Source organism: Lysinibacillus phoenicis (assembly GCF_047238325.1).
GTDB classification, from domain to species: Bacteria; Bacillota; Bacilli; order Bacillales_A; family Planococcaceae; genus Lysinibacillus; species Lysinibacillus irui.
In genome coordinates this window covers 120,294-146,362 of record NZ_JBDFMP010000001.1, presented here as the reverse complement: position 1 = coordinate 146,362, position 26,069 = coordinate 120,294, and the positions used below count along the sequence as shown (strand labels likewise).

General features: G+C 29.4%; 31 protein-coding genes. 17 read left to right on the top strand and 14 right to left on the bottom strand.

Features of this window, described 5'->3' with window-relative positions:
• Positions 1-243 precede the first annotated feature (243 nt).
• The 10 genes from ABC382_RS00895 to ABC382_RS00850 all read left to right on the top strand — a co-directional run bounded on the left by ABC382_RS00895 (position 244) and on the right by ABC382_RS00850 (position 10,117).
• The gene (locus tag ABC382_RS00895) at positions 244-2,682 is read left to right on the top strand and encodes a hypothetical protein (protein ID WP_412926466.1); all 2,439 of its coding nucleotides are present in this window, start codon (positions 244-246) and stop codon (positions 2,680-2,682) included.
• Between the two features lie 102 nt (positions 2,683-2,784).
• Positions 2,785-5,415, top strand: a complete 2,631-nt coding sequence (locus ABC382_RS00890; RefSeq protein WP_412926465.1) for a hypothetical protein — start codon at positions 2,785-2,787, stop codon at positions 5,413-5,415.
• A gap of 515 nt (positions 5,416-5,930) precedes the next feature.
• Positions 5,931-6,599 carry a hypothetical protein gene (locus ABC382_RS00885; RefSeq protein WP_412926464.1) on the top strand — a complete coding sequence of 223 codons (669 nt, stop codon included), beginning with the start codon at positions 5,931-5,933 and terminating at the stop codon, positions 6,597-6,599.
• A gap of 325 nt (positions 6,600-6,924) precedes the next feature.
• On the top strand, positions 6,925-7,443 hold the full coding sequence (locus tag ABC382_RS00880) for a hypothetical protein (protein WP_412926463.1): 519 nt from the start codon (positions 6,925-6,927) through the stop codon (positions 7,441-7,443).
• Positions 7,444-7,472: 29 nt separating this feature from the next.
• A complete protein-coding gene (locus ABC382_RS00875) occupies positions 7,473-7,904 on the top strand; it encodes a hypothetical protein (RefSeq protein ID WP_412926462.1) in 432 nt (143 codons plus the stop codon).
• Between the two features lie 29 nt (positions 7,905-7,933).
• Entirely contained in the window at positions 7,934-8,599 is a 666-nt protein-coding gene (locus tag ABC382_RS00870) for a hypothetical protein (RefSeq protein ID WP_412926461.1), read from the top strand.
• A 32-nt stretch (positions 8,600-8,631) separates the two neighbouring features.
• Positions 8,632-8,856, top strand: a complete 225-nt coding sequence (locus ABC382_RS00865) for a DUF3797 domain-containing protein (RefSeq protein WP_412926460.1) — start codon at positions 8,632-8,634, stop codon at positions 8,854-8,856.
• Positions 8,840-9,130: a hypothetical protein gene (locus tag ABC382_RS00860; RefSeq protein ID WP_412926459.1), complete on the top strand. Its 291-nt coding sequence runs from the start codon at positions 8,840-8,842 to the stop codon at positions 9,128-9,130. Before ABC382_RS00865 ends, ABC382_RS00860 begins: the two co-directional genes overlap by 17 nt.
• Positions 9,131-9,398: 268 nt before the next feature.
• Complete coding sequence (locus ABC382_RS00855; protein WP_412926458.1) at positions 9,399-9,860, top strand: hypothetical protein; 462 nt, start codon at positions 9,399-9,401, stop codon at positions 9,858-9,860.
• Positions 9,861-9,901: 41 nt separating this feature from the next.
• A complete protein-coding gene (locus ABC382_RS00850; RefSeq protein WP_412926457.1) occupies positions 9,902-10,117 on the top strand; it encodes a hypothetical protein in 216 nt (71 codons plus the stop codon).
• Positions 10,118-10,499: 382 nt separating this feature from the next.
• Here the strand turns inward: ABC382_RS00850 and ABC382_RS00845 are convergent, their stop codons facing one another.
• Both ABC382_RS00845 and ABC382_RS00840 read right to left on the bottom strand, forming a co-directional pair.
• Positions 10,500-10,943, bottom strand: a complete 444-nt coding sequence (locus ABC382_RS00845) for a hypothetical protein (RefSeq protein ID WP_412926456.1) — start codon at positions 10,941-10,943, stop codon at positions 10,500-10,502.
• A 92-nt stretch (positions 10,944-11,035) separates the two neighbouring features.
• Positions 11,036-11,707, bottom strand: coding sequence for a hypothetical protein (locus ABC382_RS00840; protein WP_412926455.1), 672 nt, complete (start codon positions 11,705-11,707; stop codon positions 11,036-11,038).
• 269 nt (positions 11,708-11,976) lie between these two features.
• Here ABC382_RS00840 and ABC382_RS00835 point away from each other — a divergent pair, with 269 nt between their 5' ends.
• The 7 genes from ABC382_RS00835 (at position 11,977) to ABC382_RS00805 (ending at position 18,687) form a co-directional block, all read left to right on the top strand.
• Positions 11,977-14,169, top strand: coding sequence for a type IA DNA topoisomerase (locus tag ABC382_RS00835; protein WP_412926454.1), 2,193 nt, complete (start codon positions 11,977-11,979; stop codon positions 14,167-14,169).
• Between the two features lie 47 nt (positions 14,170-14,216).
• The gene (locus ABC382_RS00830; protein WP_412926453.1) at positions 14,217-14,666 is read left to right on the top strand and encodes a hypothetical protein; all 450 of its coding nucleotides are present in this window, start codon (positions 14,217-14,219) and stop codon (positions 14,664-14,666) included.
• Between the two features lie 498 nt (positions 14,667-15,164).
• Positions 15,165-16,055 carry a hypothetical protein gene (locus ABC382_RS00825; protein WP_412926452.1) on the top strand — a complete coding sequence of 297 codons (891 nt, stop codon included), beginning with the start codon at positions 15,165-15,167 and terminating at the stop codon, positions 16,053-16,055.
• A 48-nt stretch (positions 16,056-16,103) separates the two neighbouring features.
• Positions 16,104-16,487, top strand: a complete 384-nt coding sequence (locus ABC382_RS00820) for a hypothetical protein (RefSeq protein WP_412926451.1) — start codon at positions 16,104-16,106, stop codon at positions 16,485-16,487.
• Between the two features lie 42 nt (positions 16,488-16,529).
• Positions 16,530-16,784, top strand: a complete 255-nt coding sequence (locus ABC382_RS00815; protein WP_412926450.1) for a hypothetical protein — start codon at positions 16,530-16,532, stop codon at positions 16,782-16,784.
• Between the two features lie 198 nt (positions 16,785-16,982).
• On the top strand, positions 16,983-18,104 hold the full coding sequence (locus ABC382_RS00810) for a hypothetical protein (protein WP_412926449.1): 1,122 nt from the start codon (positions 16,983-16,985) through the stop codon (positions 18,102-18,104).
• Between the two features lie 28 nt (positions 18,105-18,132).
• Entirely contained in the window at positions 18,133-18,687 is a 555-nt protein-coding gene (locus tag ABC382_RS00805) for a hypothetical protein (protein WP_412926448.1), read from the top strand.
• A 73-nt stretch (positions 18,688-18,760) separates the two neighbouring features.
• On the opposite strand, the gene ABC382_RS00800 is transcribed toward ABC382_RS00805, so the two are convergent.
• From ABC382_RS00800 to ABC382_RS00745, 12 genes are all read right to left on the bottom strand, one after another.
• Entirely contained in the window at positions 18,761-18,958 is a 198-nt protein-coding gene (locus tag ABC382_RS00800) for a hypothetical protein (protein ID WP_412926447.1), read from the bottom strand.
• Between the two features lie 5 nt (positions 18,959-18,963).
• The gene (locus tag ABC382_RS00795) at positions 18,964-19,464 is read right to left on the bottom strand and encodes a hypothetical protein (protein ID WP_412926446.1); all 501 of its coding nucleotides are present in this window, start codon (positions 19,462-19,464) and stop codon (positions 18,964-18,966) included.
• A gap of 14 nt (positions 19,465-19,478) precedes the next feature.
• Positions 19,479-20,258, bottom strand: coding sequence for a hypothetical protein (locus tag ABC382_RS00790; protein ID WP_412926445.1), 780 nt, complete (start codon positions 20,256-20,258; stop codon positions 19,479-19,481).
• Between the two features lie 378 nt (positions 20,259-20,636).
• Entirely contained in the window at positions 20,637-21,233 is a 597-nt protein-coding gene (locus tag ABC382_RS00785; RefSeq protein WP_412926444.1) for a hypothetical protein, read from the bottom strand.
• A gap of 162 nt (positions 21,234-21,395) precedes the next feature.
• Positions 21,396-21,692, bottom strand: coding sequence for a hypothetical protein (locus ABC382_RS00780; protein WP_412926443.1), 297 nt, complete (start codon positions 21,690-21,692; stop codon positions 21,396-21,398).
• 193 nt (positions 21,693-21,885) lie between these two features.
• Positions 21,886-22,128 (bottom strand): hypothetical protein, encoded by a 243-nt coding sequence (locus ABC382_RS00775; protein ID WP_412926442.1) that lies wholly within the window; start codon positions 22,126-22,128, stop codon positions 21,886-21,888.
• 407 nt (positions 22,129-22,535) lie between these two features.
• Positions 22,536-22,736, bottom strand: coding sequence for a hypothetical protein (locus tag ABC382_RS00770; protein ID WP_412926441.1), 201 nt, complete (start codon positions 22,734-22,736; stop codon positions 22,536-22,538).
• A gap of 25 nt (positions 22,737-22,761) precedes the next feature.
• Positions 22,762-23,148, bottom strand: a complete 387-nt coding sequence (locus ABC382_RS00765) for a hypothetical protein (RefSeq protein WP_412926440.1) — start codon at positions 23,146-23,148, stop codon at positions 22,762-22,764.
• 942 nt (positions 23,149-24,090) lie between these two features.
• Positions 24,091-24,735 carry an HD domain-containing protein gene (locus tag ABC382_RS00760; RefSeq protein WP_412926439.1) on the bottom strand — a complete coding sequence of 215 codons (645 nt, stop codon included), beginning with the start codon at positions 24,733-24,735 and terminating at the stop codon, positions 24,091-24,093.
• Position 24,736: 1 nt separating this feature from the next.
• Positions 24,737-25,021 carry an AbrB/MazE/SpoVT family DNA-binding domain-containing protein gene (locus ABC382_RS00755; protein ID WP_412926438.1) on the bottom strand — a complete coding sequence of 95 codons (285 nt, stop codon included), beginning with the start codon at positions 25,019-25,021 and terminating at the stop codon, positions 24,737-24,739.
• Positions 25,022-25,074: 53 nt separating this feature from the next.
• Positions 25,075-25,539 (bottom strand): hypothetical protein, encoded by a 465-nt coding sequence (locus ABC382_RS00750; protein WP_412926437.1) that lies wholly within the window; start codon positions 25,537-25,539, stop codon positions 25,075-25,077.
• Positions 25,540-25,580: 41 nt separating this feature from the next.
• Positions 25,581-26,039 carry a hypothetical protein gene (locus tag ABC382_RS00745; RefSeq protein ID WP_412926436.1) on the bottom strand — a complete coding sequence of 153 codons (459 nt, stop codon included), beginning with the start codon at positions 26,037-26,039 and terminating at the stop codon, positions 25,581-25,583.
• Positions 26,040-26,069 lie beyond the last annotated feature (30 nt).

Genomic DNA, 26,069 nt, shown 5'->3' with positions numbered 1-26,069 from the left:
TTAAAATTGTCTATGTGCATCTTAATTATTTAAAGGTAGCCACTTGCTAAAATTTTTGCAGTTACGCATCTATTTGGAAACGGTGAGGTATTGCGGTTAAAGCGCAAAGTAATTGTACAGATTAATAGCTGTTATTAAAAATTAAAAGTGATTTTCAAGATTCTTTATGAGTTCTTGAAATCGCTTTTTCTTTTTTTTAGCTATAAATCTACTAAAATAAAACCAAAAATGGAGGAATTAAAAATGAAAGAAGTAAAAATGACGGTATTAGAAGACTATTCAAAGTTAGGTAGAATTGTATATTACAACAGCCATAATAAAGAAGTAGTTGGTTCTCCAATCAGTGCAGAACATTTTGATGGGTTTCGTAAATATTTAAATGAGATCGGGGATTTCTTTGCTAACAATGAAAATGCCGTTGATCTTTTTAAAAATCACAATTTAGGTTATGCAGGGGAGATGTTAGAACGCTTTGAGGAACGAGAATATTTTAATAATCCTCATGCTGTTGAAGCTCTTGCAGTAATGGCATCTTTAATGTTTGTTGAGAATTACGCACAAAGAAAAATGGTTCATTATGAAGGTCAGATTGAAGGTTTTGGTCTGAAATTAAGAACTAACACTCACACTAAAGAGAATGCATTTGTAAATGTCTTATCTTACTTGTGGGAATTAAATCATCTAGAAGAAAATACGTATGAAGAACGTGCTAAAAGCGTATTGGAATCCTTAGAAAGTGGAAATTATGTTGATAGCTTAACAGCATTTCAGCGTACATTTTGTCGTGGTTTAATGACAACTTTTTCGGGTGAATACTCTCAAAAGCTTCATTCTTTGCTTATTGATTCGGATATTTTTGCGGATACATTCAATAGCTGTGGTTTCCAAGAAAAAATCTTTATAATCACTCAACTAGCAAGTGATTATGAAGGTCAGAAATGGAAGAAAGGTTATTGGTCAAATGATTCGATGTATCATTTTGTAATGAGTGCTTGGCGATTAGCTAAGAAGTATAACTTAAATCGAAGTGATTTTGATTCAATTGCTGAAAAGTTAGGATTAGGGAAATTCAATCATGGTACATTGATAAGTCTTTATCTTTATCTAGTAGATATAAACCTATTGAATGCATTTTCGTACAATAAACAAAATTCCATATTTGTTGACATGATATTTAGTCTAGATTTCTTTACAAAAGATAATTACATTCCAACAATGTATGAGCATTATTTGATGAAAAAATGGAATCCAAGAGAAAATGCCGTATTAGATGGACTTGCGGTATTAGCTAAATCTTACAAAAGCAAAGGAGTTAATTTTGATAATACATTGATTTATCGTGTGAAAATGTTATTGGTAAGAGCTTATAAATTTGACCACCACAACCACGGATTAAAAAAATGGGTAAATGTACCATTTGAGTTTGTGGCATATGTGATGGGAGAATTACGCAACGAATTACCTTACTTTGAATACAATACTTCTCTTGTTCTTGAGAAAAATGGAATTATCATCCCTTTCATAGCAGATGTTGATAGCAATGAAAAACGTTGTATCGAACATTACATTGGAAGAAATACCTTTGATTATGAATTGGCTATTGGAGATATCCTATCGTTTATGGATTTCTTATTAGATGCTTATAGTACTTCTTTATTACCATCGGAAAATGATGAAAATAAAAGTTATAACACATGCGAATTGCCAAACTTATTAAGAGCAATTGAAAGTGTGCGTTTATGGTTTAATGAACCTTTAAAAACATCATATTCAAATTACTATAATTTGCTAATTTCATACAATATCCATGAAATAAATGTGAGAACAGCAGAGGGTATAGTTGAAGCATTTAATTTAAATATGCAAAATTGTATTATTTCTGATTTTACAAACTCATTAGATGATGTGGAAGTTTTAAAAGCAATGAAATCGCTTGGAGAGAAAGTCTACGATTTTATCGCTTCCTTAAAAGTATCTTCATTTGACAATATAAAAGATACAGCAATTTTAGAAGAATGGATTGCTTTGTACTTAGAAACTCATTTTGAAATTAATCCTTTTAAATTCCCAAATGCAATGACTGAAATGTATATACATTGCAGAAAACAAGGGATTGAAGTTGATTTTGGAGTCGATACAGAAATATTCTTCCAAAAGGCATTAGAAATGGAGAAATATAATATTATCCAAATTAATCAAGTAAAACATATAGGAGAATATTTTAAAACAGAAGCCCAAAAGTTAGATGATAAGATGTCTGAGCTTGAATTAAAAATTAATGAAAATCATGGCAATAAAACAGAACATGCGTATACATTCAGAGATACATTTAAAAAGATAATTGAAGTTATTAATTTTGTTCAATCATTAAATAATCTTCATGAGCCGTTAAAGAAAAAGAATCTAAAAATTTTAAATACTCATTTTGACGCATTGTTCCGTGAAGCTCTTGAGCGTAAAGATGTCCACAGAATGTATATGTACGATATGTATGTTGCTTTAGATAATATTACAAATATTGAGGGCGAAGAAGAAATTGCTTCTGAATGGTGGTCGCTATACGCTCTAAAAACTGCCGAAATACGTAGTGATAATAGTGATTTATCTAATAGAAAAATTGCCTATTATGACTTTATTAAAACTACAGTCCTACCCTTAGAAGCTCAAATAAAAAGTTGTTAAGGACTAATTATGATTGTGTCTTGATTAAAAGAAAGTGAACGCACAGCTTGCTTTCTTTTTGTCATTTTTAAAAAAATAAAAACAAAAATGGAGGGTCATATAATGACTATCAACTTAAACTTAATGAATAAATTAAACAAAATCAGTGTATTAAACAACCGTATTTCTGATTTACCAGAGAATCTATCCTCATTATCAAACAAAGTTACTAACCGAGTTATCAAATCTGATAATTTAGATAGGGAGTCAATGTCAATTTTAAAATTTGTTTTAAAGCAAAGTAATGAAAGTGATACTAAAAAGTTTCCATATTGGGCATGGGCATCCGTCGAGGCATATGATTTCAAAAACTTGCATCCTCGATTAACAGAAATCTTATTAGATTATCATGCTAAGAAGCGCAATACTGAAACAATTCCATTAGATTTAGTTAAAGCACTGAATGCTAACATTATAAATAATGGGATAATACATGATTCTAAAGATGTTCCAAATACGCTGAGTATAAATCTTTGGGAAACATATCATGGTACAGGCAAAACTTTATCTGACAATACAATTATGATTTTTGAAAAACAATGGGAACAGATCGTGGAGAAATATGATCGAGATTTATCAACTTTTAAATGTCAAAAAGAACAATTAGGTGAGCTTTTAGACTTTGCTATGTTTTTAACAAAGTTAGTGGAAGCATCTATTTTACATGGAGATACTATGAAAAATAGTAACAACCTCTTTATTTCTCATAACAAAGAGAACAGTAATGTTCCATCAACTAAAACTTTAGATATGGAGCTAATAGGTATAATTAAAAAATTAATTAATGAAAATGACATCCTAGATAAACCAAAGACAGATGGACTTCTACATTTAAAGAAAATTGTTGATTTGTTGAAAAGAACGAAGTTAAACATTAATCAAGTAGATGATATTACATCTATGGACAAAGGATTTAGCTTTTTATATGAATTGTATAGCATGAGTAAATCTCATTTCATTACTCCAATCCATAACCTTAAAGGTTACTTAGTTTATGGTAAGTCATTAAATGATGCTATGCTACCTCCATATATAAACAAATACATTCAATATCTAAAAGATGAACTAGAGTTGGATTTAACAGAAGAAGAACTAAAAGGTAAGTTAGATATATTGTTCGATTTGTTTAGTGATAAAAAGAAATTCTTTGAAAATGCTCTATTAAAATTAGATAAAACCGCTACTATCATTTTATTAGACTCACTTGAGCCTAATAAATATTATTCAAATGAGAGAAAACCAGTGTTCTATTACATTAAAGATGTTGTAAATATGAACACATTAACAGCCAAGTCACTTAATGAATTAATAAAAATAAAATCAAAAGAACTTTATAAATTACCAATCGCATTTGATATTACTTCGGAAGAATACATTTTATTAAGTGGAAAACGAGATTTCCCTTATATTGATAAAATTCATGAAAAAATGAACAATTGGAAAGTTACAGACCGTATAGATGCACTAAAAATCTTGCCTGAGATTTCAGAGGATTTAATGCAAGCTGTCTTAAAAGTAGCAAATGAAAATTATTTTGTGTCATCTGTAATTGATTTTGTACATCAACCTAATGCAAAACATTACCGTTCACAGTTTAATAATCAAATGCTTTCTAAAGGCTGTGCTTTTATTGTTTCTGTTCTTTCTTCGACATACCCAATTCTACGACAAGCTACTACTGATTGGGAGTTGTGGTTACTGTTCAACACATTAAATATTGATTCAGTACTAACGATAGAAGATGCAAAAAAATGGTATATGACGAAATCTACAGATGTTAAAGCACTTACTCGATGGTTGGAATTATCCGATACTTTCTTGCATGATAATACAGATCGTATCCTAGATTTCTTACGTAAAGGTCTTTATGAAACTACACTTCAACATTATGAAAATTCATTGAATACAAAAAAGGATAATATAAAATTACTTGCAAAAGCTGAAATTGCAGGTAAATTAAAAGATATTAAATTGAAAAAAGAAGGGGTTGAAGCTGAGATACAGGAAGTAATTTCAGATGAATTATATGAAAAATGGTACGATGACAAATCTGCTACTATTGAAACTATAATTGATGCTGATACTGGAAAGAAATTTAAATTCACAGTTAACGAAACAACTGATTATGGTACTTTACTAAAAATGGGGCGCATTCCTACACACTCTTGTATGGATTGGGAAAACGGTGAGTTTAGAAGTTGTTTATTATCCATTTTTGATAGTAATAAAAAGCTATTAGTAGCAACGGTCAATGGACAAGTTGTTGCTCGTGGCATTTTACGTCTTACAAAAATGGCTGATAATGATTGCAAAGTATCGTTTGACAGCTCCGAACTAAAATTTGAAGATGTAGATTTACAATCGGAAAATAAGCCTGTTACTGGCTCTAGTTTACCGATTACTACATTGTTCTTAGAACGCCTGTATACAACTTATACAGGGAAACAACTGAAAGAAATTCGAGAGACTATGATAAATTTAATTGCAGAAAAAGCTAAAGAAATGGGCGTTGCATTTTCGACTTCTGTTGGTTATCAATCTACCGACAGCATTCATTTTGAGAATCAATACAAATACCTTTTGATTTCCCATTCAAAAAATGGAGAGCAATATTTAGATTCTCTAGGTGGTAATGCATCAAAAACTGACGGTGGCAGTTATAAAAAAGCTGAGATCAAAGTTATGCTCGATTAAGATTTATAGAAAAATAGGAAAAACGCTAACCTAAAAAGGGGTTGGCGTTTTTTTGTGGATATGCAGATTAATATTTGAATCCTCTTTTAAAACATGCTATAGTACAAGTATATTAACTTTTAATTTCTTTTGGAAACTTTTTTCACAAACTATAACTAGTTTGTGAAAAAGAAACCGACTGTATCCACCATCACTTTTCAAATTAATTTTGATTATATCGTGGAAAGTTTCGGGTCATGTATAACTTTGTAGTTGTCAATAACAAGGTACTGTCTTGACACTCGTTAACCTTTTTAAAGGTTATTCTAGCCCGAAAAGCAATTAAAAGGATTATTTAAAAATTTGATAATGAGTTGTTATATACTAACCGATTAAATTAAACCAAACAGGTTTATTTTAATCGGTTTTTTTGCGTTCTTAGAGCAAAAAATAGCTACTCAAAAAGGAGAGGTGTTAAAAGATAAAATGTTTTTTTCTTCTACATTAAATGAAAATTAGGAAGGGGCAACAAGTAAATGTCTTATTTAAAAAATGACGAACAAATAATAGTAAAAGCCGTATTAACACATCCAGTGATGGGAGAACTAATAAGTTCAACCCAAGAACCTCCCTTTAAAAATATGATTGAAAGCATAATACAATCAACAGAAAGTGAAAAGACAACGACTATATTGCCTTCCATTAAACTAATAGGGAGAAATGGGAATTATTTTGGTCGTACCATTAAGCAGGATGAATCTGTTATTACTGTATGTATGGCAATAGGGAATACAAGTATACTACTAAAATCAAAAACCAATGAAAATATTAAGCAAGTAAAAATTTATTGGGAGTTAGATATATTGTACGAATTTATTGACTATTTAATTAAAGTAGCGAATTTTTGGAACATAAAAATAGATACTCCATACCCTTATGCATATTCAGAAGAAATCACTGTAGAAGAAAAAGGTATTGAGCGTTCCATTTTCTTAACTCCGCAATATCTACGGCTAGAGTGTTTTACAAACATAATACTAGATGAATTATGGACACGAATTAATATGAATCAAGTGAATATTGTTTTAAAAATTCTAACATCATACTTATTTAACCATAATGAATTTAATCAGTCTGTAGTATATGGTAATCGTACCCTTGAGCAACTTTATGAAAATTGGAGGATAATGAAGGGCATAAAATAGACAATGATCTTTAACATAAACAAGGAGAATGCACAATGTTAGACCAATACAATCAATTAAAATATTATTTATACAATCTAGGGAATATTGACAAGTTTGAAAAGCATGTAAATGGATTTACTATTTGATGGAACATTATTTTATTTAAGAGAATTAGAAAATAATTGTGAGGAAAAAAATTTAAAGTGTATTTTAAAATATTCAACTACACTAAAAGTGATGTTTTTGTTATAAGACATCACTTTTAGTGATTTTTTTGGTGTTTTCTATATAAATTTAATATATAGTTAAGTTATATCATTTTATTGATTGGAGTTGAGAAAACGTGATTAGTAATGATGTTTCAAAACATTTTAAATTTAATTACTATGATGCACGTGTGGGGCAAGAAATACTTCAATTCGAAGGAACACCTAAAGCAATATTATTTTTTGCTGAGAAATGCGAAAAGTTAACTGATTATGCTTATTGGTTTTTTTTATCCACCTGTTGGGTGAGTTACACAGGATTTTCAGATTTAGAATTATGGAAAGAGCTATTTTCCTCAGAACGTCCTAAAAGAAAAGAATGCATTATGAAGCCAAGTGAAGTTAAAGCATATAACTCATTACCTTACTTCGTTACAATCTATAGAGCGCATAGAGAAAATGAGAAGGATTGGATTGCTTATACGCTAGATAAGAATATAGCTATTCGATTTGCAAGAGAACGCAATGTTTCTAAAGTATCTGCCTATAAAATAAAGAAACAACATATTCTTGCATTATTTACTAGGCGTGGAGAAGAAGAAGTTATCGTGCTTAATAAGGAAAATGTTGAATTAATAGAAACCTTAGAAATATAGTTTAATTCTTTGAAAGGAGGAGGGATTTCTTGATTGCACCTAATCAACCTTCTTTAGCTAAAGTCGATATACTTATTCGGGTTTTACAAGATAGTTCTTTTAATACTGGAACAGCTTTAATAGTGTACGGTTATAAAGGAAAACTCAAAAGGTGTTATTTTAGCACTCTTAGTTCTGATTTAAATAGATCAATTATTCTAGCTTGTATAACGGCATTACAAGGACTAAAAAAAAGTTGCGAAATCAGTATGTTCGTTCAGAGAAATATCGGTTTTGACTCTTTATTAAGCAATGATTCGGAAATAAAAAAAAGTAAATTAGAAATTTTATTACAAGAAACTATTCAGAGCATGAAACACTTCGTTCATTTTTGTGATTGCTCAGATTCAACTGTCTTTCCTTTAGGAGAAACTTATCAAATTAAGTTAGACATGATGATGAAACAATTTGAGATAAAGTAATGAATTTACTCAATAGAGGGGTTGAAAAAGTGTTCGCAAAAGAAAAAGACATGTTTCCATTGGTCAAGGAATTTTTACTTAAAAAAGTATGTTGTGAAGCTGTCTATGCGGAAGTAATTGATAGGGATATTGTTGGTGTTTTAGGGGAAAGAGCAATAATTGTTGAACTGAAAAAACAACTTAGTTTTAAGGTGATTGAACAGGCAATACGCTCAAAGGAAAATGCTGATTATGTTTTTGTAGCAGTTCCAAAACCTAAAACTTATCATTCAAACCTTGCCAAACAATTACTTAAAGAAAACGGAATAGGCTTAATATATGTAGAAGAATCTGAGTATTTCGGAGAGACTTCTAATGCTACAAATATAGTGTTTTGGGCTAGGAGAAATAAAAAAATAACAAGAAGTATAATAAATTCTATTGACAAGAAATTTCACTCAGAAACAATTGGTGGAGTTAAGTCAGGTGAAAATCCATCACACTATGATTATATGATTGATGAAATAAAATGGTATCTTCGCAGAAGTAAAGGGTGGGTAACAATTGACGATTTACTAGACAATTTAGCGAGTCCACACTCTATGTATCGAAAACCTAAAGAATCATTAATGCAAACTTTAAGAGGATATTGGAATGAAGATTGGTGTGAACGTAAAGTAATTAACCGTAGAACACATTTTAAATTGAAAGAGTGATATGTCTCAGAGAAAGTAGGAGGTTGTGTAGGATGATTAAACAAACATTACTATTTGAAAAACTGTCAGTGTTCAAGTGCATCATGTACATTTTTAAAAATAGGAAATGTGCAAATTGTGGAAGCATTTTGGTTGGAGATGGAGAAGGGCATTTTGTGTTTACAGAAGAATATTTTAAAAGAGAATGTAAATGTGGATGCAAGGTGGAAAGCTTCATGGGTAAAGTTGAGGAGGTTCAAAATGAAAATCACCATTGAAGAAGCACTTACAAGTTGTATTAATGATTTTATTCGAGTTGAAAAAACTATAACAGGTTTTGAGTATCAACAAGAGTCTTATTACATTAGAGGACAAATTTCAATCCTTATTTCGATACTGGGAGAAAAATGGTCTTTCCATGAAACAGGACAGTGTTACTATGCATTTTTGAAATATCTTGTTGATAAATACAAATTAGAAGATGTTAAAGAGATAAATGATTTGAAAGAAAGTCATCAAGTCCATATACCCTTACAAGTACTTAACAAATGATCGTTGTACTAAAAATAAAAAAACTGTAGCAGGAGCTACAGCTAGAATTGGTAATGCCCATAATGAAATGGTTAGTCAGTAAAGGCATCATAGCATATGTATTTTGTATGAGCAAATAATTTCAAAGCAAATTTGAAAATCTAACAGGTTTATCGGGTGATGTAATTTTAAAGGCTTTTGAAACCTTGTATCCAGTAGTTGTATTTGAGAAAATAATTATAAAAGATGATTTAAAAATCAAGGATAAAATAAAGGGAGATTGTTATATATGTCAAACACAAACGTTCTAAGTGTAGAGTTAGGGAAAAGTTATACATTACAACTATCATATGATTTTGAAGCAAATAAAGAAGCTATGCGATATTCATTTGCAGAAGTTGTACTTTATTTAGTCAATCAAAAATCTTCCATGAATATATCTATTCAAAATGTAACAACTCATTATCAAGAAAAGAACACTATTTTAGTTGAAATGGCAAATGTCACTTGTAAAGAAGAAGATGCATTTATGAACGATGTAAATGCCGTACAAGCTTATTTAGAACAATATGGCACAGTTATCTGCATGAAAGGTATTAGTGCTTTTATGGGCATCTCAGAAGGGATAGAACGCTTGATTGCTAATGGTGTAATAGAAGTGGTAGGTGAAGGAAAAAAATTATCAAAAGAACTCCACTCAGATAAAAATGATAATGGTGCATTTATTAAAAAACTATATTCAATAGAGTAATTTAATTATAGTAAATACCCAAAATTGCAGGAGGGGAGTCTATGAAAAAAACGAATATTTCAAAATATCCTTCTACGGTTCAGAAGGATAACGGAAAGAGAAAAGCAGGTATTCGTAAGAAGTCAGTTAGAGCAAGTGCATTAGCAAATAAAAAAAAATCTTACAAACCAAAAATGACCGTTCCTGTTGGTAAATCTTTTGAAGAGTTACAAGAAATGAATGAAAAGGCATTAATAATAATTGCAAAAAGAATTTAACAATATAAAAGGTGGAGAAGTAAATACTTCTTCACCTTTTATATTGTTTATTAAAGTAGTACCTGTTTCTGTTGGATTAAAATAAAGTCAGTTTATTTATAAAAAAAACTCATTGTCAAAGTCTATTCTATTATTTTCCTTATTGAACGACTTTTATAACACTAATTATTATATCTAAATATACATCACATCGCTCATTGCAATTTAAACACAAAGGTTTCTCTGTTTCATTTGAGTATAAATCATTTGTATTTTTATATTTACATACTGGACATTCCCAATCAAATGATTGATTTAATCTACTCATTTCATCGAACTCCATTCTTATATGTTCTATTTATACATCTTTATTTATTGCTGGACATAATGAAAGTTCGTTTAATCAAACAACTCCGTATACACCATATGCCAAACTTTGTACAGAACAAACCCAACTATCCTCTAGACTTTTGACATTAAATAATTCATCCCAATTAGTTGCACTTGGTACATAACAACTATTAGAGTCGTATATATTTTCAGCACCTTCTTCTTTTGCCATACTTATTTTATATCTATACCAATCTTCCCACTTTATAATGTCTAAGATTGTACCTGCCACATGTTCATACCACTTATTTTTAATCATACCCTGCTCCCATTTAGAGTAAATTACAAGAACAATATGCCCATCTCGTTTTTCAAATCTCAGCGAACTATTGTCAAATTTTGCTTCTTCGGCAGTTTTGTATTTTGTAGGCATAGGAACTTCTATTTGATAATTTCTGTTATTCACCCAAAAATCACCAGAAAATTCATATATATAAGTCAATTCATCAATTTCCATTTTAAATCACTCCTTTTATTATTTTGATTAATCCTTTTTATAAAGCTCAATTTTATTGTTTTAATCCAAGATGTTACGTCCTCCGCATTGGATTAAAGTTGCGAGAAATCAATATAGAACCCCGACTTAATGGCAAAATCAGTAGTAAATTCATTTATACATTCAAGCATTTGAGTTTGATTATTAGTATTCATTAATTCTTGTATACGCATCTCGCTATAGCTTGTATTATCAGATTTGCTAGGTATAATTAAATGCTTTTGATGTTCCATAATAAAGCCTACAATGACATTTTCAATGACTGCATATAATGGAAATGCATTTTCATATTCTTTTATGCTTCCGCAATATACTTCGCTTCGTCTAACAACTACCTTTTTTGTAACTGCTCTTTCTTTCAAGTAAGTAACATCTAAAAAAGGTAATTCTTCTACGAAACTTTCAACTAAAAATAATTGACTGTGCTTTATAGGGTTATATTCAATGATTAGATCATCTTCCATCAATGTTAAATTGGATGTCACCAATCCTCTGTGTGATTGCAACTTAACTAGGTGTGCTTTTGTTTCATACTCCTTTTTATCTTTCCTTTCCTTCTCTATACAAGTTTGGAGAATTAAACCTTGTGTAAATCTAGGGTAATACATTTGACCATCTTTGAATGGCTTTTTTGTGTATACCGTGTCTCCGATTTCGATGGAAAGTGGGGGGTCAAGATTATGATTAATCGTCAAAATGCAATTACTTTTAACAGTACCTTTCATACAAAAACCTCCATATTATATAAAATTATTACATTTCCGTTTAATTTATCTTAACATAGCAATCGAAATGATTTCGTATTAATCAAATTAAAAATATATAGTTGTTATATAGGAAATATATATTAATCTCATTTTTTTTCAAAAAGATTTCATTCGTAATTTTAGGTGCATTATTTTATAGTACAATGCACTTGTATGGTGATTTAATTACGAAACATAAATTAATAACTATTCATTTAAAAAGAGAATTTGAAAAGGACGTGTTCAAAATGTCATTACAAGGAAAGGTAGTTATATTGGCTGAGAAGCCGAAACAAGCAACTGCTTATGTAGAAGCCTTCAAACTAAAGAAAAGGTATCCTACACATGTAGAGATCGAAGCATGTGATACATTTCCAAACGGTGCTACTATCACATGGGCTATTGGGCATCTACTAGAATTGTGGACACCTGCGGATTATGACGAGAAATGGAAGAAATGGGATAGAGAATTACTTCCTATTATTCCTAGCGAATTTCGTTATAAAGTATCTGACAGTAAAAAAGCTCAATTTAATGCCGTTAAAAAGTTGTTTAACGAAGCTGATACTATTGTTTGCGGTACAGATATAGATAGGGAAGGTTCTGCAATATTTCATTTGATTTATAGACACACAGGGGCTAAAAATAAAATTTTAAAACGCCTTTGGATTAATTCACTAGAAATACCTGCTATACGAGATGGTTTTAATAACCTACGTGATATTGAAAAAGATTTGCTCATGTTTGAGGAAGCGAATGCACGTCAAATGGCAGATTGGTTAGTAGGCATGAATGCATCACGTTTATACGGAAGTAAATTGGCTGAGAAGGGCATTAGTGTACCAATTTCAGTAGGTAGGGTTCAATCTGTTTTATGTTGGATTATTTATGCTAGACAGCTTGATATCGAAAACTTTAAACCAAGTAATTTCTATGAAGTTGAGGCAGATTTTGCAACGGAAGCAGGAATGTATAAAGGACGTATTACAGGGAGATTTGAAGATAAAAACGCTCTTTTAAATATGCTGAAAAAAGAAGGTATTGGCGTTGGCGAAAGGGTAAATGGGGTCATTGATGGCGTAGAAACTAATAGGAAATCTAGTAAACCACCAAAATTACATTCACTTTCTACTTTACAAGTTAAAGCCAATCGACTTTGGAAGCTGAATCCATCGGAAGTTTTGTCTTTAGTCCAAGCGTTATACGAAAAAAAGATAGTATCATATCCTCGTAGTGATTGCCAATACATTACAGACAGTGAATATAATTATCTTGTTCCAAATTTAGAAAGTTATAAAGCAGTCATCGGTACATCAGTGCCAATAAAAAATACTACTGCAAACAAGCATTTTGTTGATAGTAAAAAGGTCGAAGAACATTATGCGATCATTCCAACTAAAACGATTCCAACAAAAGACGTTTTAAATTCGCTTTCAAAGGAAGAAAAAATAATTTACACAGAAATTGTTCGTAGTACACTCGCTATGTTTTGTGGAGAGTATATTTACGATGAAACACTAATCGAGACAGCAGTTAATGATGTTATATTTGAAACTGTTGGGAAAACAGAAGTTGATATTGGATTTAAAGCTTTATGGGCAAATGAAAAAGGCAATGACGAAGATAGTGAGAAAAATGGTGATAAAGAAGCCGAACAAAAATTACCCCTTGTTAATGAAGACGATGTTGTGGAAGGCATTGTACGCATAAAAGAAGGGGTAACGAGTCCACCTAAATTATTTACAGAAGGTCAACTTATACAAGTAATGAAAACTTGTGGAAGTGGGAAATACATTGAAGTTGAAGAATCCGATAGTGACATACTTAAATCGGTTGAAGGGATTGGTACGGAAGCCACTAGAGCAAGTATTATAGAACGCATAAAAGCACAACAGTATATTGAAATTAAAAGAAACTCAGTTCATATTACCCCTAAAGGTCGTATACATTGTGAAGCTTTACGAGGTACAATGCTTTCTAGCCCTGCAATTACGGCTCAATGGGAAAGTTATTTGCGTACTATCGGAGAAGGAAAAGGACGCAAAGAGGAGTTCATGAACAACATTATTAGATTCGTTAACCATTTAATAGAGACTGTAGATGAAACATTTGAATCTCCACAAGTTTTATCAGCAATACAAATGCAGGTAGAACAAAGTGTCTTGGGTGTTTGTCCCTCTTGCAAGCAAGGTAAGATTGTAGATAAGCAAGCAATGTATGGCTGCTCAGAATATCAAAAGGGTTGTAAATTTACTTTACCTAAAAAAATGCTGAAAAAAGAACTAACAGCTAATCAAATTCAAGCGTTGCTTACAAAAGGGGAAACAGGTCTTATAAAGGGATTTGTAAGTAATAATCAGAAGAAATTTGATGCAAAATTAAAATTAGATAAAGAATATAAAATAGAATTTATTTTCCCTAAAAAAAGACCAAGAAAATAGTATAGGTTTTCAACATTTAATAACAAGATCGGGAAGAAGGTTTTATATTGCTTGAACAAAAATTATTTAAAATTTATAATATTTCCTCTTTGCAAACAAAAGGGCAACTTTCATTTTCGGAAGTATCTACATTTAGAATAAGAAATTCATTAACGGTTGATGATTGTAGTAAATTTATAAATGTACCATTATCCTATCAAGAATTAGAGATATTGGTTGCATATTTTATTTTTAAGGTAGAAGCATTACATGAAGAAAGCACACTGCTTCCAGTGGACATAACAACTCTCTTAACGCAATTTTATAAATGTGTACTAATTGAGAAGCCCATTTCTTATGAGTGTGTACAAACCATTGATATATACGATAATAGAGAGATTTGGTTAGATTGTTTCGATGATATTCTAGAACTAGATTTTTTAAGTTTGAACAATCAAGAAATCGAAAGGTATTTTAAAACAATCGCTAAAGAAATAAGAGAAGCCCAAAACAAATAACTTTTTGGAAGTGTATTTTAAATTTAAATTTGAAATACACTTTTCTTTTTGTTAATATATAAGTATTAACACTTTCCTTTTTGACATACTTCTATTATTAAAACAACCATACACGCTTTTATAAAATTGTTTTCTTAATAGCAAGTGCTTCGCATATTCACCTTCACTACACTACTATCAGTGTATATCGTGAAAAAGCAAGCAATTAAAGTACACCTTTGTACAAACAGTCCTTTTTTTAAAAAGGAACGGCTAGTTTGCCGAATTGGCATACAGTAGTATGTTAAATTGGATTGATGTATAGGTACGTGATTTTTTATATACATATTTAAAACACATTTCTTACCCAAATGGTAAATAGAGATGTGTTTTTTTATGTCTTCAAAAGAACACTCTATACCGTTAATGAAATATTAATGAAAGGAAGTGGAACATTTAAATTACATTTGTTGAAAGGTTGCGTTTTTTAAATTTGATAATGAAAGGGATGTATTATTTATGTTAAATACTTTAATGAATACGGAAATGATGAAAATGATGAACACTCCTCTAACTAAAAAGATGTTAGAAAAGAAAACACATCAAGAAGCTGATAAAATCATGACTTTCTACAATTCAAATTCTAACTTGGCTCTATATATCGGATCAATAAAAGAAACTAATGAAGGTACGAAAGCTCGTAGTTGGAATTTGATTTTGAAAAGACTAGCAAAACATGACTTCTTCACAGGGGTTGCTACTTTCCAACCATCTTTTGCACAACTATTTGAGTTTTTAAAATCTGAAACAAAAGAGTTAAAATATAGTCCTGTAGAAGAATGGAAAAGGCTATGCAAGGCTTGGTTGTTTTCTAATTATAATTCTGAAAAAGAGATTGACTGTGACTTCCATTTCTCTAATTACTACAAATGCCTTACGTATGGAAATACAGGTACACAAGTTAGTAATTTTACATTCGGAATGTTAATACCTAGCATAAAAGCTAATGTCCTTGTTCCGATTACAAATGTCCATTTATTAAAACACATAGATCAATCTCAAATTAAAACTAACTTAACTTGCTTGATTGAAGATTATGGGATTAATTTTAATGGCATTGAATACGAGACTTGCAGAAACTTCCCAAAATTTCCAATTAAATTTGGGAACAATAAGTCATTATTTATAGGTGGCGATAATGATTTCATTTCTTTTTTATCTCCTACTAAAGAAATAAAAGAATCATTAGTTGAACAATTAAGAAATGATTCATTTTATAAATACATTGATGCAGATGATATTGAAGTCGAAGTAAACGGTCAGATTTTCCATTACACATACGCAATCACACCGAATTATTCAAATTATTTATTTGAATTATATTCTCCAGATTTTCCAGATTTAGTTTAGGCGATTTAGAGATAGTATTCGAATAATAATACTAGGAGGGTATGTATAATGATTTTATTCAAATTAGCTGAATGCACAGAATGTAAAGGGAATGGTACTATCGACTTAGCACCTTGTCAAAACTGTGGTGAAGAAAAATTTATAGAAGTTCCACTGAATAAAGAAGACATTGTTTTTGTTAATGTGTATTTGGTAACACGTAAATTTGGTGGTCATGAAGAAGGTGGATGGTACTACGATCACTATGTGTGTGTAGAAAACTTTCCAATTAAATTAAAGTTCTCTCAATTAATAAGGAAAAAGGCGATTAGTGATTTCGCAGTTTATAAAAGAGGGGATATATATTCAGCTAATGGCGGTTTAGATGTAAGGGTATTAATTGAAGACCTGCCACGTAAATCTGAAACAAAAGAAAAACCTATTTACGAATAAACAAAAGGGATTTTAAAATAAAAAATAAGGAGCGACTGTATAATGTCAAATACAACTGTATTATCAACTGAAAAAACAAATGCAATTTTGGATAAATTCTTTTCATCATGTAAGGCTTTTTGGGAAAGGGAGAAACAAAACAATTCTCATTATTATAAGGAAGAAATTGATGTAACACAAAATGCGTTACACGATATTTCTAAATTAAAAAATAACCCATTTTCCCCAAATGGTAATCCTTTAAATATGGAAGCTAAATCGGCATGGTTAATTACAAATGGTTATATTAAAAAATAACTAAAATATAAGCCTTTTTCTTACTGCAATGAGTAGGAGAAAGGCTTTTTTATTATCGTTAAGTTCACTAAAAGAAAAATTATATAGAATTAATATAACTAAAAGTGATAAAATACATATAATTAGCACACATTAAATTGTCTTTATGAAAAGTTCTTTGATAATTATTTAATTGAATCATGAAGGAGAGTAATTATTATGTCTTTAATACTTGTGAAATCTACTGTTGAATATCAATCCATTTTACAACCTTATGAGAACTGCAACTCTAGCCTTTATAAAGAAAAGATTAAAAGAGATGATATTTTACATTTACCACTCGCCTTACAAGTAAAACATCTTTTAAATGCTATAGACCAAACAAGAATAAATAATGTAGATGCCTGTGTAAATAATAGTGAATTATGGATACGTACTACTAAACACAAGAAAAATGTAGTATCTGATTGTCGCAATTTTGTAAGTTGGATATTAAATCAAAATAGCAATGCAACCATTGAGTCTTTGAATGAAAATGATTATATTCGATATTTAAGTTTTGTTGAATCAAAGAATGTATCTAATGGGCATTTAGTTAATATAGAAACCTCTTTGCGCCTACTACAAGGTGCTATGACACATTTAAAAGTAGGGATGACCTTTTGTACTAGAGAACGCTTGTACACCTCTAATAGCAAAGAAAGTGTGTCTAATCGTGCTTATACAGATGAAGAAATTGCTTCTATAAGAAAATATGCTAGTGATGAAGCATGTAAGGCTATTAACTTAATGCTGAATTTAGGGTTAATTGTCCAAGAAGCTGTGAACATTCGTGCAGAACATTTTGTAGTGAATGAAAATGGTATAACACTTTCTTTAATTGATGGACAAGGGGTTTCAAGAGGAGGATGCAGTCGTTTTATTCAAGTTCCTGCGGAATTTGAAACTGATTTGATAATAATGCTGAAAGATAAACATGGGTATGACAAGTTAATCAATATGAAGGTGAGTGGCGTTCGTAACGCAATTAATAAAGCATGTATCAAAGCTAATATTCCTAGCGGGAGAGGTTGTAACGGTTTTCGTCATAGTTTTGCACGAAATCGAATAAATTCTCTTTTAAATGAAAGCGAATTAGAGATGTTAGAAGTTATCTTAAATAAAATGAGAAATCTTGAAGGTAACTTTAATGTAAAGCAGGGCAGGATTGATAAAGGTTTCAAAGGGGAAAGCCTAGTAACGTTTAAAGAATTACGAGAAAAGTTGATGATCGTCCTCGGTGAGTTAGGATGTAATAATTATAAAACGATGTGGCATATGGCACTAAGGTATTACAATTAAAAGTAAATTTAAATAAAGGGGAAACTATATGAAACAGCAATCTGCTAAAACAAATAATTTAGATTTTACTCATCATTATTTTTTTATTTTAGCTATATATTTTGCAGGAGTCATAACTTTCTTTGTAGGTTTTTATCTAACATTTGCTTATCCACTAGATACCTACATAACAGTTCCAATTTTTATAAAAGAGAAAATCATTTTTACGATTGATTCACATTCATTATTAATGCTAGTAGCTAGTATATATATTTACTGGATTGTGCTGTTCTTAGTATTTTCCTTAATTATTTATTGGATTTCATATTTTTTATTTGACGAAACTCCGAAGTTTATCAAATTTATTCAAACAATTAAATTAACATTTAATTATATATTAAAGCTTCTTACTTTAGGTGTTAGTATTGCTATAGCCTTAATAGTTGTTCCTTACTTGATTTCTTTATTGGATGAACCTTTTGTTTCTTTTTCTTTCTTATTATATACATGTGTTTCAATTTCGATTTACAATATTCTCTATCCAAGAATACAAAGGCTTTTGAGTTTAATCTTTAAAAACAAAATGAGGGAGGAATATAGATAAAACTATCTTGTATAAACAATATAAAAAGCATTCGATCTTACGAATGCTTTTTATTATGAATATTAAGATTGAATTACCTTTTAGTACCTTTTAATATTTTTACAAATTTAGAGTTCCTAATCGTTTGTGCATATAAGGTATGTCCAACCCCACTGAATGCTATTAAATACTTGAGAGATTCTAAGCTATATTTTTTACTTAGTATGCTTCCAATACCCACAATGGCAAGCAAAAGAGAAGTGACGAGAAGTCCTTTTAATGTTAATTTCATTTCAATCAACTCCTTATGTAACATTTTGATTTAGTGATTTTATTTTCAACTTCTAGTTGTAAATTTGTATCTTTGTGATAGTCAATGTGAAATTTGTGATTGTTGAAGAAATTTACAATTATCATTCCTGCTTTAAAATCAAAATCAAGTAGGAAAAATTTTGCCTTTGTTCCTTTACGGTAAGTTACAATTAGGTAAGTATCATTAATGGTTAATTCAACTGGATAACTATTTTTGAAATATCTTACAAATCTCATTAATATATCACCAAACGACATGCATAGAACCGCAATTATATTAATACCAAGAAGATAAAACATTAATGAGTCAAATAAAATATGATTTCTTAATGCTAACCAAACAAGGCAACTTCCGAGTAAACCAACTATTATAAAAATTAGTACATAAACATTAAGAAACAATTTATAGTATTCATGCCGTTTCTGTTTTTTTATTTTTAATCTCACTATAACGGTATTAGATATATGATTTGTTCTTTCTATCAAACGAAAACACCTTCTTACTCATTTTTGTATAAATAGCTATCTACAAACTTAATGGGAGAGGGGATAGCCATGTATTCTTCAAACACATCCATTCTAATAAGGGCTTCTTCTATTACTCTTAGACCCTGTTCATGGGTATAATTTATATTTTTTACTTCCTCTACACTTAGTGTTCGCTGTTCATAGTCATCTAACGAATTAAAAGTTTGTCTTGCATAGAAAATGGTTTGATGTATCTCTCTCACCACTTTGCTTAAATATCTACGTTGATTTTCATTGAACTTTTTTTGATTAAAAACTTTTGATTCAACATTTTCTAAGTATAGATGCATTTTTTGTATAACAGTAGGAATTTCCTTTTCCATATTGCTTTTCCGATTGCCTTGCATATAGTAATCAATAATTTTTTGAGTGTTAGCTTGAACAATTTTTATTTTTTCAACAGACTCTATTAATTCTTGTTGAGTAAATTCCAAATAAAAATTTTGTTGTGAAAGCTGTTCATTACTAATATTTTGTTTATTAAAAGAAGCTTCTCCAATTTGCTTTGATAACTCAGCTTCAAATGTTTCTTTTCTAACACGCTCAATCTCCATAAGTTTTTGTTTTTCTTCTTTTTTTTCCTTTTCCATTTGTAACTTAGCTTTTTCTTGTTCTCTTTCTTCTGCTTTAATAGCCCTCTCAACGTTATTTGTTTCGTTCAAAGAAAAGATGCCTTCAAACAAATTAAATAAGCTTAAAACTAATATAAAAAAGCAACCAAGATATATTAACCACCGAAAGAATCGTTTCATACTTTGTAATCCTCTCTAATTTTAATTCATTTCATAAAGTTAATTTTACTATTAAAAACAGAAAAAAACATCATTTTTATCACATAAAGAAAATTATTATTAATAACATACTCTTGTTTTTTTCTTAAAGTGAATGTATAATTTATTTATGCCATGTAACACACCTTACGAAGAATCGTTTGTTTGTGTTGACCAACTTGTAAACGAGAACACGCATAAAGTTCAAACTACGAAAAGAAACCTCTTTATCCTCGACTTATCACCGATGGAAAAGAGGTTTCTTTTTATTTGAGTGCAGATATAAAGTGGGGGGAGTTAAAATAAAAACAGCATGTCTTTAATTTATCTAAAGCACATGCTGTAATTTTATTGAATTTTTTAAAATACTTTTTGTTCATACCCAAAATTCGGCACTTTATAAAGTTCATGTGGTTCATATTGATCTTGAACCTTTTTAATCCGTTTCATTGATTCTTGGATATCAATTTGTTCATTAAATTGCTTATGCAGTAGAGTAGCTAATTTATCTGAGAATGTTGTAGATAAGGACATGTCACGAATTGCTTGAACAATCATTGTTGAAGTATTAATTAAAATTATTGTTAAAGGCATCCCCAATGCTTTACCTAATTTTTCACTTTTTTCTTTATAAATAGCAGGAGGGATTTCTTCTTTACTATCAAATAATAACGAAGCGTGAAAACCCGAATCCGAGACACCAAGATTATTATTCATATCAGTTATTTCACTTAAAAAAAATGCGATATTGCCCATGTCGGCAACAGTAAATTTAAACGTACCTTTTCTAACAGCAATTTTTTCAAAGTCAGTGATATGTGGAAAGCCTATGTAAAGATATGCTCCATGCTGATTTGCTTCAAAATAATGTATATCAGTATTTGGGAGAAATTTATTTGGAATAGGGTAGGGCTTACCAACAATTACCTCTACATTAGAGTTAGTGTTTTTTTGCATATTAATTCTCCTTTCGAATGAATCCTCTATATGGAATATTCTACTACAATAAGCAAAACAAAACAAACAAAAGAGAACATTTTTAAACACTTTAAAACAAAATTGAACAAATTAAAAACACTAAGTATTAATTTATATACTCAGTGTTTTTATGAATATGAGTTATGCACTTCGTTTTATTCGTATAGATATATCAGTCGAAACAACAGTTTGATTAAGCTTTTTTAAATTTATTCGCTGTTCTAAAATTTCTTCTAAACGTTCAATCCGAATATCTATTTTCTTAATTAAAAATATCACCAATGCTGATAAAAATAACAGCACAGTAAATGAAATTAGATTCAAATTTCCCTTTAAAAACATGGCATCAAATAACTGCATCGTTGCATATACACCTGTAAAAGTAAGTACAACTGCTAGTAAATACTGCGCCTGTTCAAGTAGTTTAATTATTTTCATAAAGTGTAATCTCCTCTTAAACTATTAACAATTATTTTCTTTACGTTATTATTATATAGAATTTATATATAATATTCCATATAAATATTACTTTTAGGAAACAAAAAAAGAGGGAGTGCATAAAAAAAATCATGCACTGTTAATAGACAGTACATGATTATATAGAGTAAGTAGTAAGTGGTGTTGAATGTTTTTATGCCCAAGTGCGTTGGCTCTTACGCATTCGACTTTTATTTTCTATAATACCGATTCTTTCTTCAACCTTAACCAATTCTTCATGCATTCCCATGAGGGAATTTTTTGATTTACTAATTTGATCTTCTTTGTTATTTTGCATTGCTTCAAAGAGTGTTATTAATTCATAATCTATATCTGCTAAAATAGCTAGTTTCTTTTTTTTATAAATTTCTGTGGGTGATAAGATAGTTGGCTTCATTATAATTATCTCCTTGTAATTAATATTTTCAAATAGTTAAGAGCTTCTGAAATCTTTTCACTTTTAGAAAACAAACAAAGTCAAAGAATTAATTAATGTACAACAATAATCCGACTATATTTCTTTTCCTTAAATATGTATTTATCCCTAAAAAACATGTTTTTTCTAGAGTTATTGATAAAAATAGACCTTTATAATTTTCCATTTTACTACTTATTAACAAAATTATATCACAACCATTAATGCACTAAAAGTAAAATATATTATATAATTCCATAAATAATTCACTAAAAGAAATGTGAATATCATACTACATTGTTATCGTATACACTATTAATATAGTGATAATCTAAAGTCATATAAAAAAACTTAGTATGAATAGGGAATACACATACCAAGTTTTTAATTTAATTCAGCAATTCAAAACGTGGGGAGCTTTGTGAATCAGATAGATAAACACCTGTAATTGAATTAACAATACGTGATGCATATAAAATATCTAGTGCTTCATCCTCAGAATCAGCATTAATTGTAACGTTTAACTCATGATTGTAAAAAAAATCTCCTTCAATTTCATGTACCTGTGTGAACGATATATCATATAACATATTCATTTTCTCCCTTCAATCAATTTTAGCCGATCACTACAAACTCTCTTTCGTAAAGTTCTATAACAATATTCTTTTCATTAAATAAAACTTCGTATAATTTAGTTCCATTTTTAGTAATAGATATATTTATTATTTCTCCTGTTTGTCCATCCAATTTTTTATAATTACCTTCTAAATATATATAATCATCGTAAAAAACACTGTCGGGATTACATTCAATAATACGTAAACGCACTTGGTCATGAATCGAAATGCTCTTTTCTAATGGAGCAGGGAAGGATGGCATTATCCCATTGTTATCGTGAGAATCATCTATATTATCTTTTATATGTACTATACATCTATTTTCATTTGTTGAATGGTAAATTAAGCTTTCAAAATCATCAAATATATTCATTTGCTTAGGCATTTAAGCAAAATCTCCTTCCTATATTTAGTATTATAACATTACTAATAAACCTTTTAAAACAAAAAGACACACTTTTACACATTTTTAAACAATTTCAGTACAAATTATAAATTTGATTTTAAAGTAGTTTTTAAGAGTTTTTTTGCACATTGGTACATCTTTTATTATTTCGATGCTTCTCACAAGGATGTTGGTAAAACATTCCATATACATATTAATTAAACCTCAATTGAATTTAGTTCAATCAAACTGGGCTTTGAATTTTTTGTAAAATTAATTTCATTTTTAATTAAATATGAATACATATACAAACTAATTATAAACTAATTATGGACTATATGAAATAATATATAAAACAATATGAAACTAAATGTTATTATATTTTAATTATTATTTAATTACATTATTATTTTTTATTAGTTTTTATATAGAACTTTATTTAATTTAAAATGTATTAAAACTTGAAATCCGAGCATATTTTTTCCAATTTCTTAGGTTATGATAATGTTTGATTATTTTAACCTAAGACCAAAAACAGCCAATATATGTATAAATATATATATATAAATGATTGTTTTATTAATAATTAATATTAAAATTAGATTAAATGACTCGTTCTTTGAAATTGTTTTTGCATTTATATTATTCTTTACAGTTTCTAATTGGAAGTAAAAATTCTTTGTCTGGTAAACTACATGATTAAATCGCAGAATATATATATATCATAAAGTAAATTTATGAATTTTTTTTATAAATTGAATTTATATATATATAATTTGCACGCACATTTAATTTAAAAGATAATTTAAAATTTATTGTATTTAAATTAGCTATTATTATAATTCTGAATTAATATAAAATTAAACATAAAATACACATAAATAATTTCATAAAGAATAAAATAAAAAAACTATATCGTTTGATATAGCTTTCTGTAGTGTTTTATTTTTGAAGAATTTCTTCAAGGTTATGCAATAAATAAAATGCATAATCTACCATTTCAAGCGATTCAATCAATCTCAAAAATCGAATATCAAGATCGCCCAATCGTACTCTATCGAGATTGTCACTATCGCATAAAATACAATATAAATACCAAGCATGTTCTTTATTATTTATTTCAGAATCATTTAATATTGCCTGTGCATATTTATCTCCAACGTTGTGATTTGCTATTATGAAATGGAGTATTAGTAAATTATCATTGTCTTCATTAAACTTCTCAGTCAAATAATATTTTGAGACGAATTTTTCCAGTAATTTCAATTCTTTTAGTTTTACGACTGCTTGATTGCCATGTTCAAAATCAACATCGTCATTTACTCTGCCAATATCATGATATACCGCAGATAACCCTAGAATCAGCAAGTCATTATGTGATAATTTATCTCTACCTAAATAATTAATAAGTGTGAAAGATAATTTTAAAACTCTCTCTATATGGCTTATACCATGTACATCATGAGGATTATGATATAAACTAGGAACGATTTCTTCTCTAAATCGGTTATACCAAACTAACAAATCCTCACTAAAATGTGAAGGATGTCGGGGGTCTTCTATTTTCTCTTTGAGCGTATAGGACATGTCAACTTCCCCCTTTGGCTACTTTTTCAATTTCAGCCATTAGAATTTCTGCGCCTTCTGCACTAAGAATTATTTTTCGTTCTTGTAATACAAGATTATCTTGTGATACCTCACCCGTAACGATGCATTCCATATTAGGTTGATATTTTTTTAAAATGATTTTATCTCCATCAATATAAACTTCCATTGGGTCGCCTTCGTTTATTTGTAGTTTTTTTCTTAACTCCGCTGGCATAACCACTCGTCCTAACTCGTCTACCTTCCTAACTATACCTGTTGATCTCATGTTTATTCCCCTTCTTAAAGTAGATTCTTTCTTACCTCTCCAACACTAATATTCTACCTTTCTTTTACACTATTGGTAAGTAGAATGTTAATGACATTTTCATTAATAATCGTTGAGCAGTGATTGAAAATTCTTTTTATTTCTGTCAATGCTATTGTGACTTGTCTTTCGTGAGGTTCAATTGTCCATTGTATATCTTCTGGAATTGTTTTATTGATGTATATAGGAGAATTTTCAAACAGTCTGTTGATCTCCTCAGTTGAATTTTTAAAATAAGATGCTACATCATTGTAAGTATTCATGCTACTTATGAATTTTTCGTATTCCAAAATGAAGTTCAACGCATTTACTTTGTCTAATTTTTTATACTCAGCGTTATTTTTCACAAATGCTATTGCCAAAATTGAACAAACTTGATTATTAAAAGTACGGAAATAATCACTTCTTTCATTGGTATAGTCACTCATAATTTTGTTTACAAAAGGCATACTGTAACCTCGTCTTTCTTCAATATACAAATTATTCATCCTCTCTATTTTCTATTTTGTATCCTTTTGTTCTATAAAGTAAAGTTAGTGTGATTGTAGGCAAAAGCATTTCCGTTATCATCTGTTATCACTATAGAGTCGAAGTAAATATTTATTACAGTATAGGCTTTTCCTAAAGTTAATGAATTAAATGAATTGATAGAAAAAATCGTATCATCAATTTTCACAAGCTCTTTTGATTCTTGGATGCCTTCATTAATAATAAATAATGGTTTAAATTCAACATTATCATCAATCCACTCTATTTTATTTCCTTCGGTGAGAATAGCTTTTTCCCGTCTGTATAACTTTCTGCTTTTTTCTGTTTGCCCTATGGAGTCATCAAACGCAAATAACTCTAAGTAAAGTTCATTTGACTTAACACTTTGAATACTGCATTTTATTTCTTTTATTCCTTCCAATGCTTCCTCATAAGAATTAAAAGTTCGCACTTCTTCATTGATGCAGTTGCCCTCAATTAGATAGTTCATATCAAGTTCCTTTCTGTTTTAGGTCAAAAC

Excerpts from the sequence above, each read along its gene's own strand:
- ABC382_RS00895 (WP_412926466.1), top strand. The coding sequence starts at position 244 with ATGAAAGAAGTAAAAATGACGGTATTAGAAGACTATTCAAAGTTAGGT.
- ABC382_RS00890 (WP_412926465.1), top strand. The coding sequence starts at position 2,785 with ATGACTATCAACTTAAACTTAATGAATAAATTAAACAAAATCAGTGTA.
- ABC382_RS00885 (WP_412926464.1), top strand. The coding sequence starts at position 5,931 with ATGTCTTATTTAAAAAATGACGAACAAATAATAGTAAAAGCCGTATTA.
- ABC382_RS00865 (WP_412926460.1), top strand. The coding sequence starts at position 8,632 with ATGATTAAACAAACATTACTATTTGAAAAACTGTCAGTGTTCAAGTGC.
- ABC382_RS00860 (WP_412926459.1), top strand. The coding sequence starts at position 8,840 with ATGAAAATCACCATTGAAGAAGCACTTACAAGTTGTATTAATGATTTT.
- ABC382_RS00855 (WP_412926458.1), top strand. The coding sequence starts at position 9,399 with ATGTCAAACACAAACGTTCTAAGTGTAGAGTTAGGGAAAAGTTATACA.
- ABC382_RS00850 (WP_412926457.1), top strand. The coding sequence starts at position 9,902 with ATGAAAAAAACGAATATTTCAAAATATCCTTCTACGGTTCAGAAGGAT.
- ABC382_RS00845 (WP_412926456.1), bottom strand. The coding sequence starts at position 10,943 with ATGGAAATTGATGAATTGACTTATATATATGAATTTTCTGGTGATTTT.
- ABC382_RS00840 (WP_412926455.1), bottom strand. The coding sequence starts at position 11,707 with ATGAAAGGTACTGTTAAAAGTAATTGCATTTTGACGATTAATCATAAT.
- ABC382_RS00835 (WP_412926454.1), top strand. The coding sequence starts at position 11,977 with ATGTCATTACAAGGAAAGGTAGTTATATTGGCTGAGAAGCCGAAACAA.
- ABC382_RS00825 (WP_412926452.1), top strand. The coding sequence starts at position 15,165 with ATGTTAAATACTTTAATGAATACGGAAATGATGAAAATGATGAACACT.
- ABC382_RS00820 (WP_412926451.1), top strand. The coding sequence starts at position 16,104 with ATGATTTTATTCAAATTAGCTGAATGCACAGAATGTAAAGGGAATGGT.
- ABC382_RS00815 (WP_412926450.1), top strand. The coding sequence starts at position 16,530 with ATGTCAAATACAACTGTATTATCAACTGAAAAAACAAATGCAATTTTG.
- ABC382_RS00810 (WP_412926449.1), top strand. The coding sequence starts at position 16,983 with ATGTCTTTAATACTTGTGAAATCTACTGTTGAATATCAATCCATTTTA.
- ABC382_RS00805 (WP_412926448.1), top strand. The coding sequence starts at position 18,133 with ATGAAACAGCAATCTGCTAAAACAAATAATTTAGATTTTACTCATCAT.
- ABC382_RS00800 (WP_412926447.1), bottom strand. The coding sequence starts at position 18,958 with ATGAAATTAACATTAAAAGGACTTCTCGTCACTTCTCTTTTGCTTGCC.
- ABC382_RS00790 (WP_412926445.1), bottom strand. The coding sequence starts at position 20,258 with ATGAAACGATTCTTTCGGTGGTTAATATATCTTGGTTGCTTTTTTATA.
- ABC382_RS00785 (WP_412926444.1), bottom strand. The coding sequence starts at position 21,233 with ATGCAAAAAAACACTAACTCTAATGTAGAGGTAATTGTTGGTAAGCCC.
- ABC382_RS00780 (WP_412926443.1), bottom strand. The coding sequence starts at position 21,692 with ATGAAAATAATTAAACTACTTGAACAGGCGCAGTATTTACTAGCAGTT.
- ABC382_RS00775 (WP_412926442.1), bottom strand. The coding sequence starts at position 22,128 with ATGAAGCCAACTATCTTATCACCCACAGAAATTTATAAAAAAAAGAAA.
- ABC382_RS00770 (WP_412926441.1), bottom strand. The coding sequence starts at position 22,736 with ATGTTATATGATATATCGTTCACACAGGTACATGAAATTGAAGGAGAT.
- ABC382_RS00765 (WP_412926440.1), bottom strand. The coding sequence starts at position 23,148 with ATGCCTAAGCAAATGAATATATTTGATGATTTTGAAAGCTTAATTTAC.
- ABC382_RS00760 (WP_412926439.1), bottom strand. The coding sequence starts at position 24,735 with ATGTCCTATACGCTCAAAGAGAAAATAGAAGACCCCCGACATCCTTCA.
- ABC382_RS00755 (WP_412926438.1), bottom strand. The coding sequence starts at position 25,021 with ATGAGATCAACAGGTATAGTTAGGAAGGTAGACGAGTTAGGACGAGTG.
- ABC382_RS00745 (WP_412926436.1), bottom strand. The coding sequence starts at position 26,039 with ATGAACTATCTAATTGAGGGCAACTGCATCAATGAAGAAGTGCGAACT.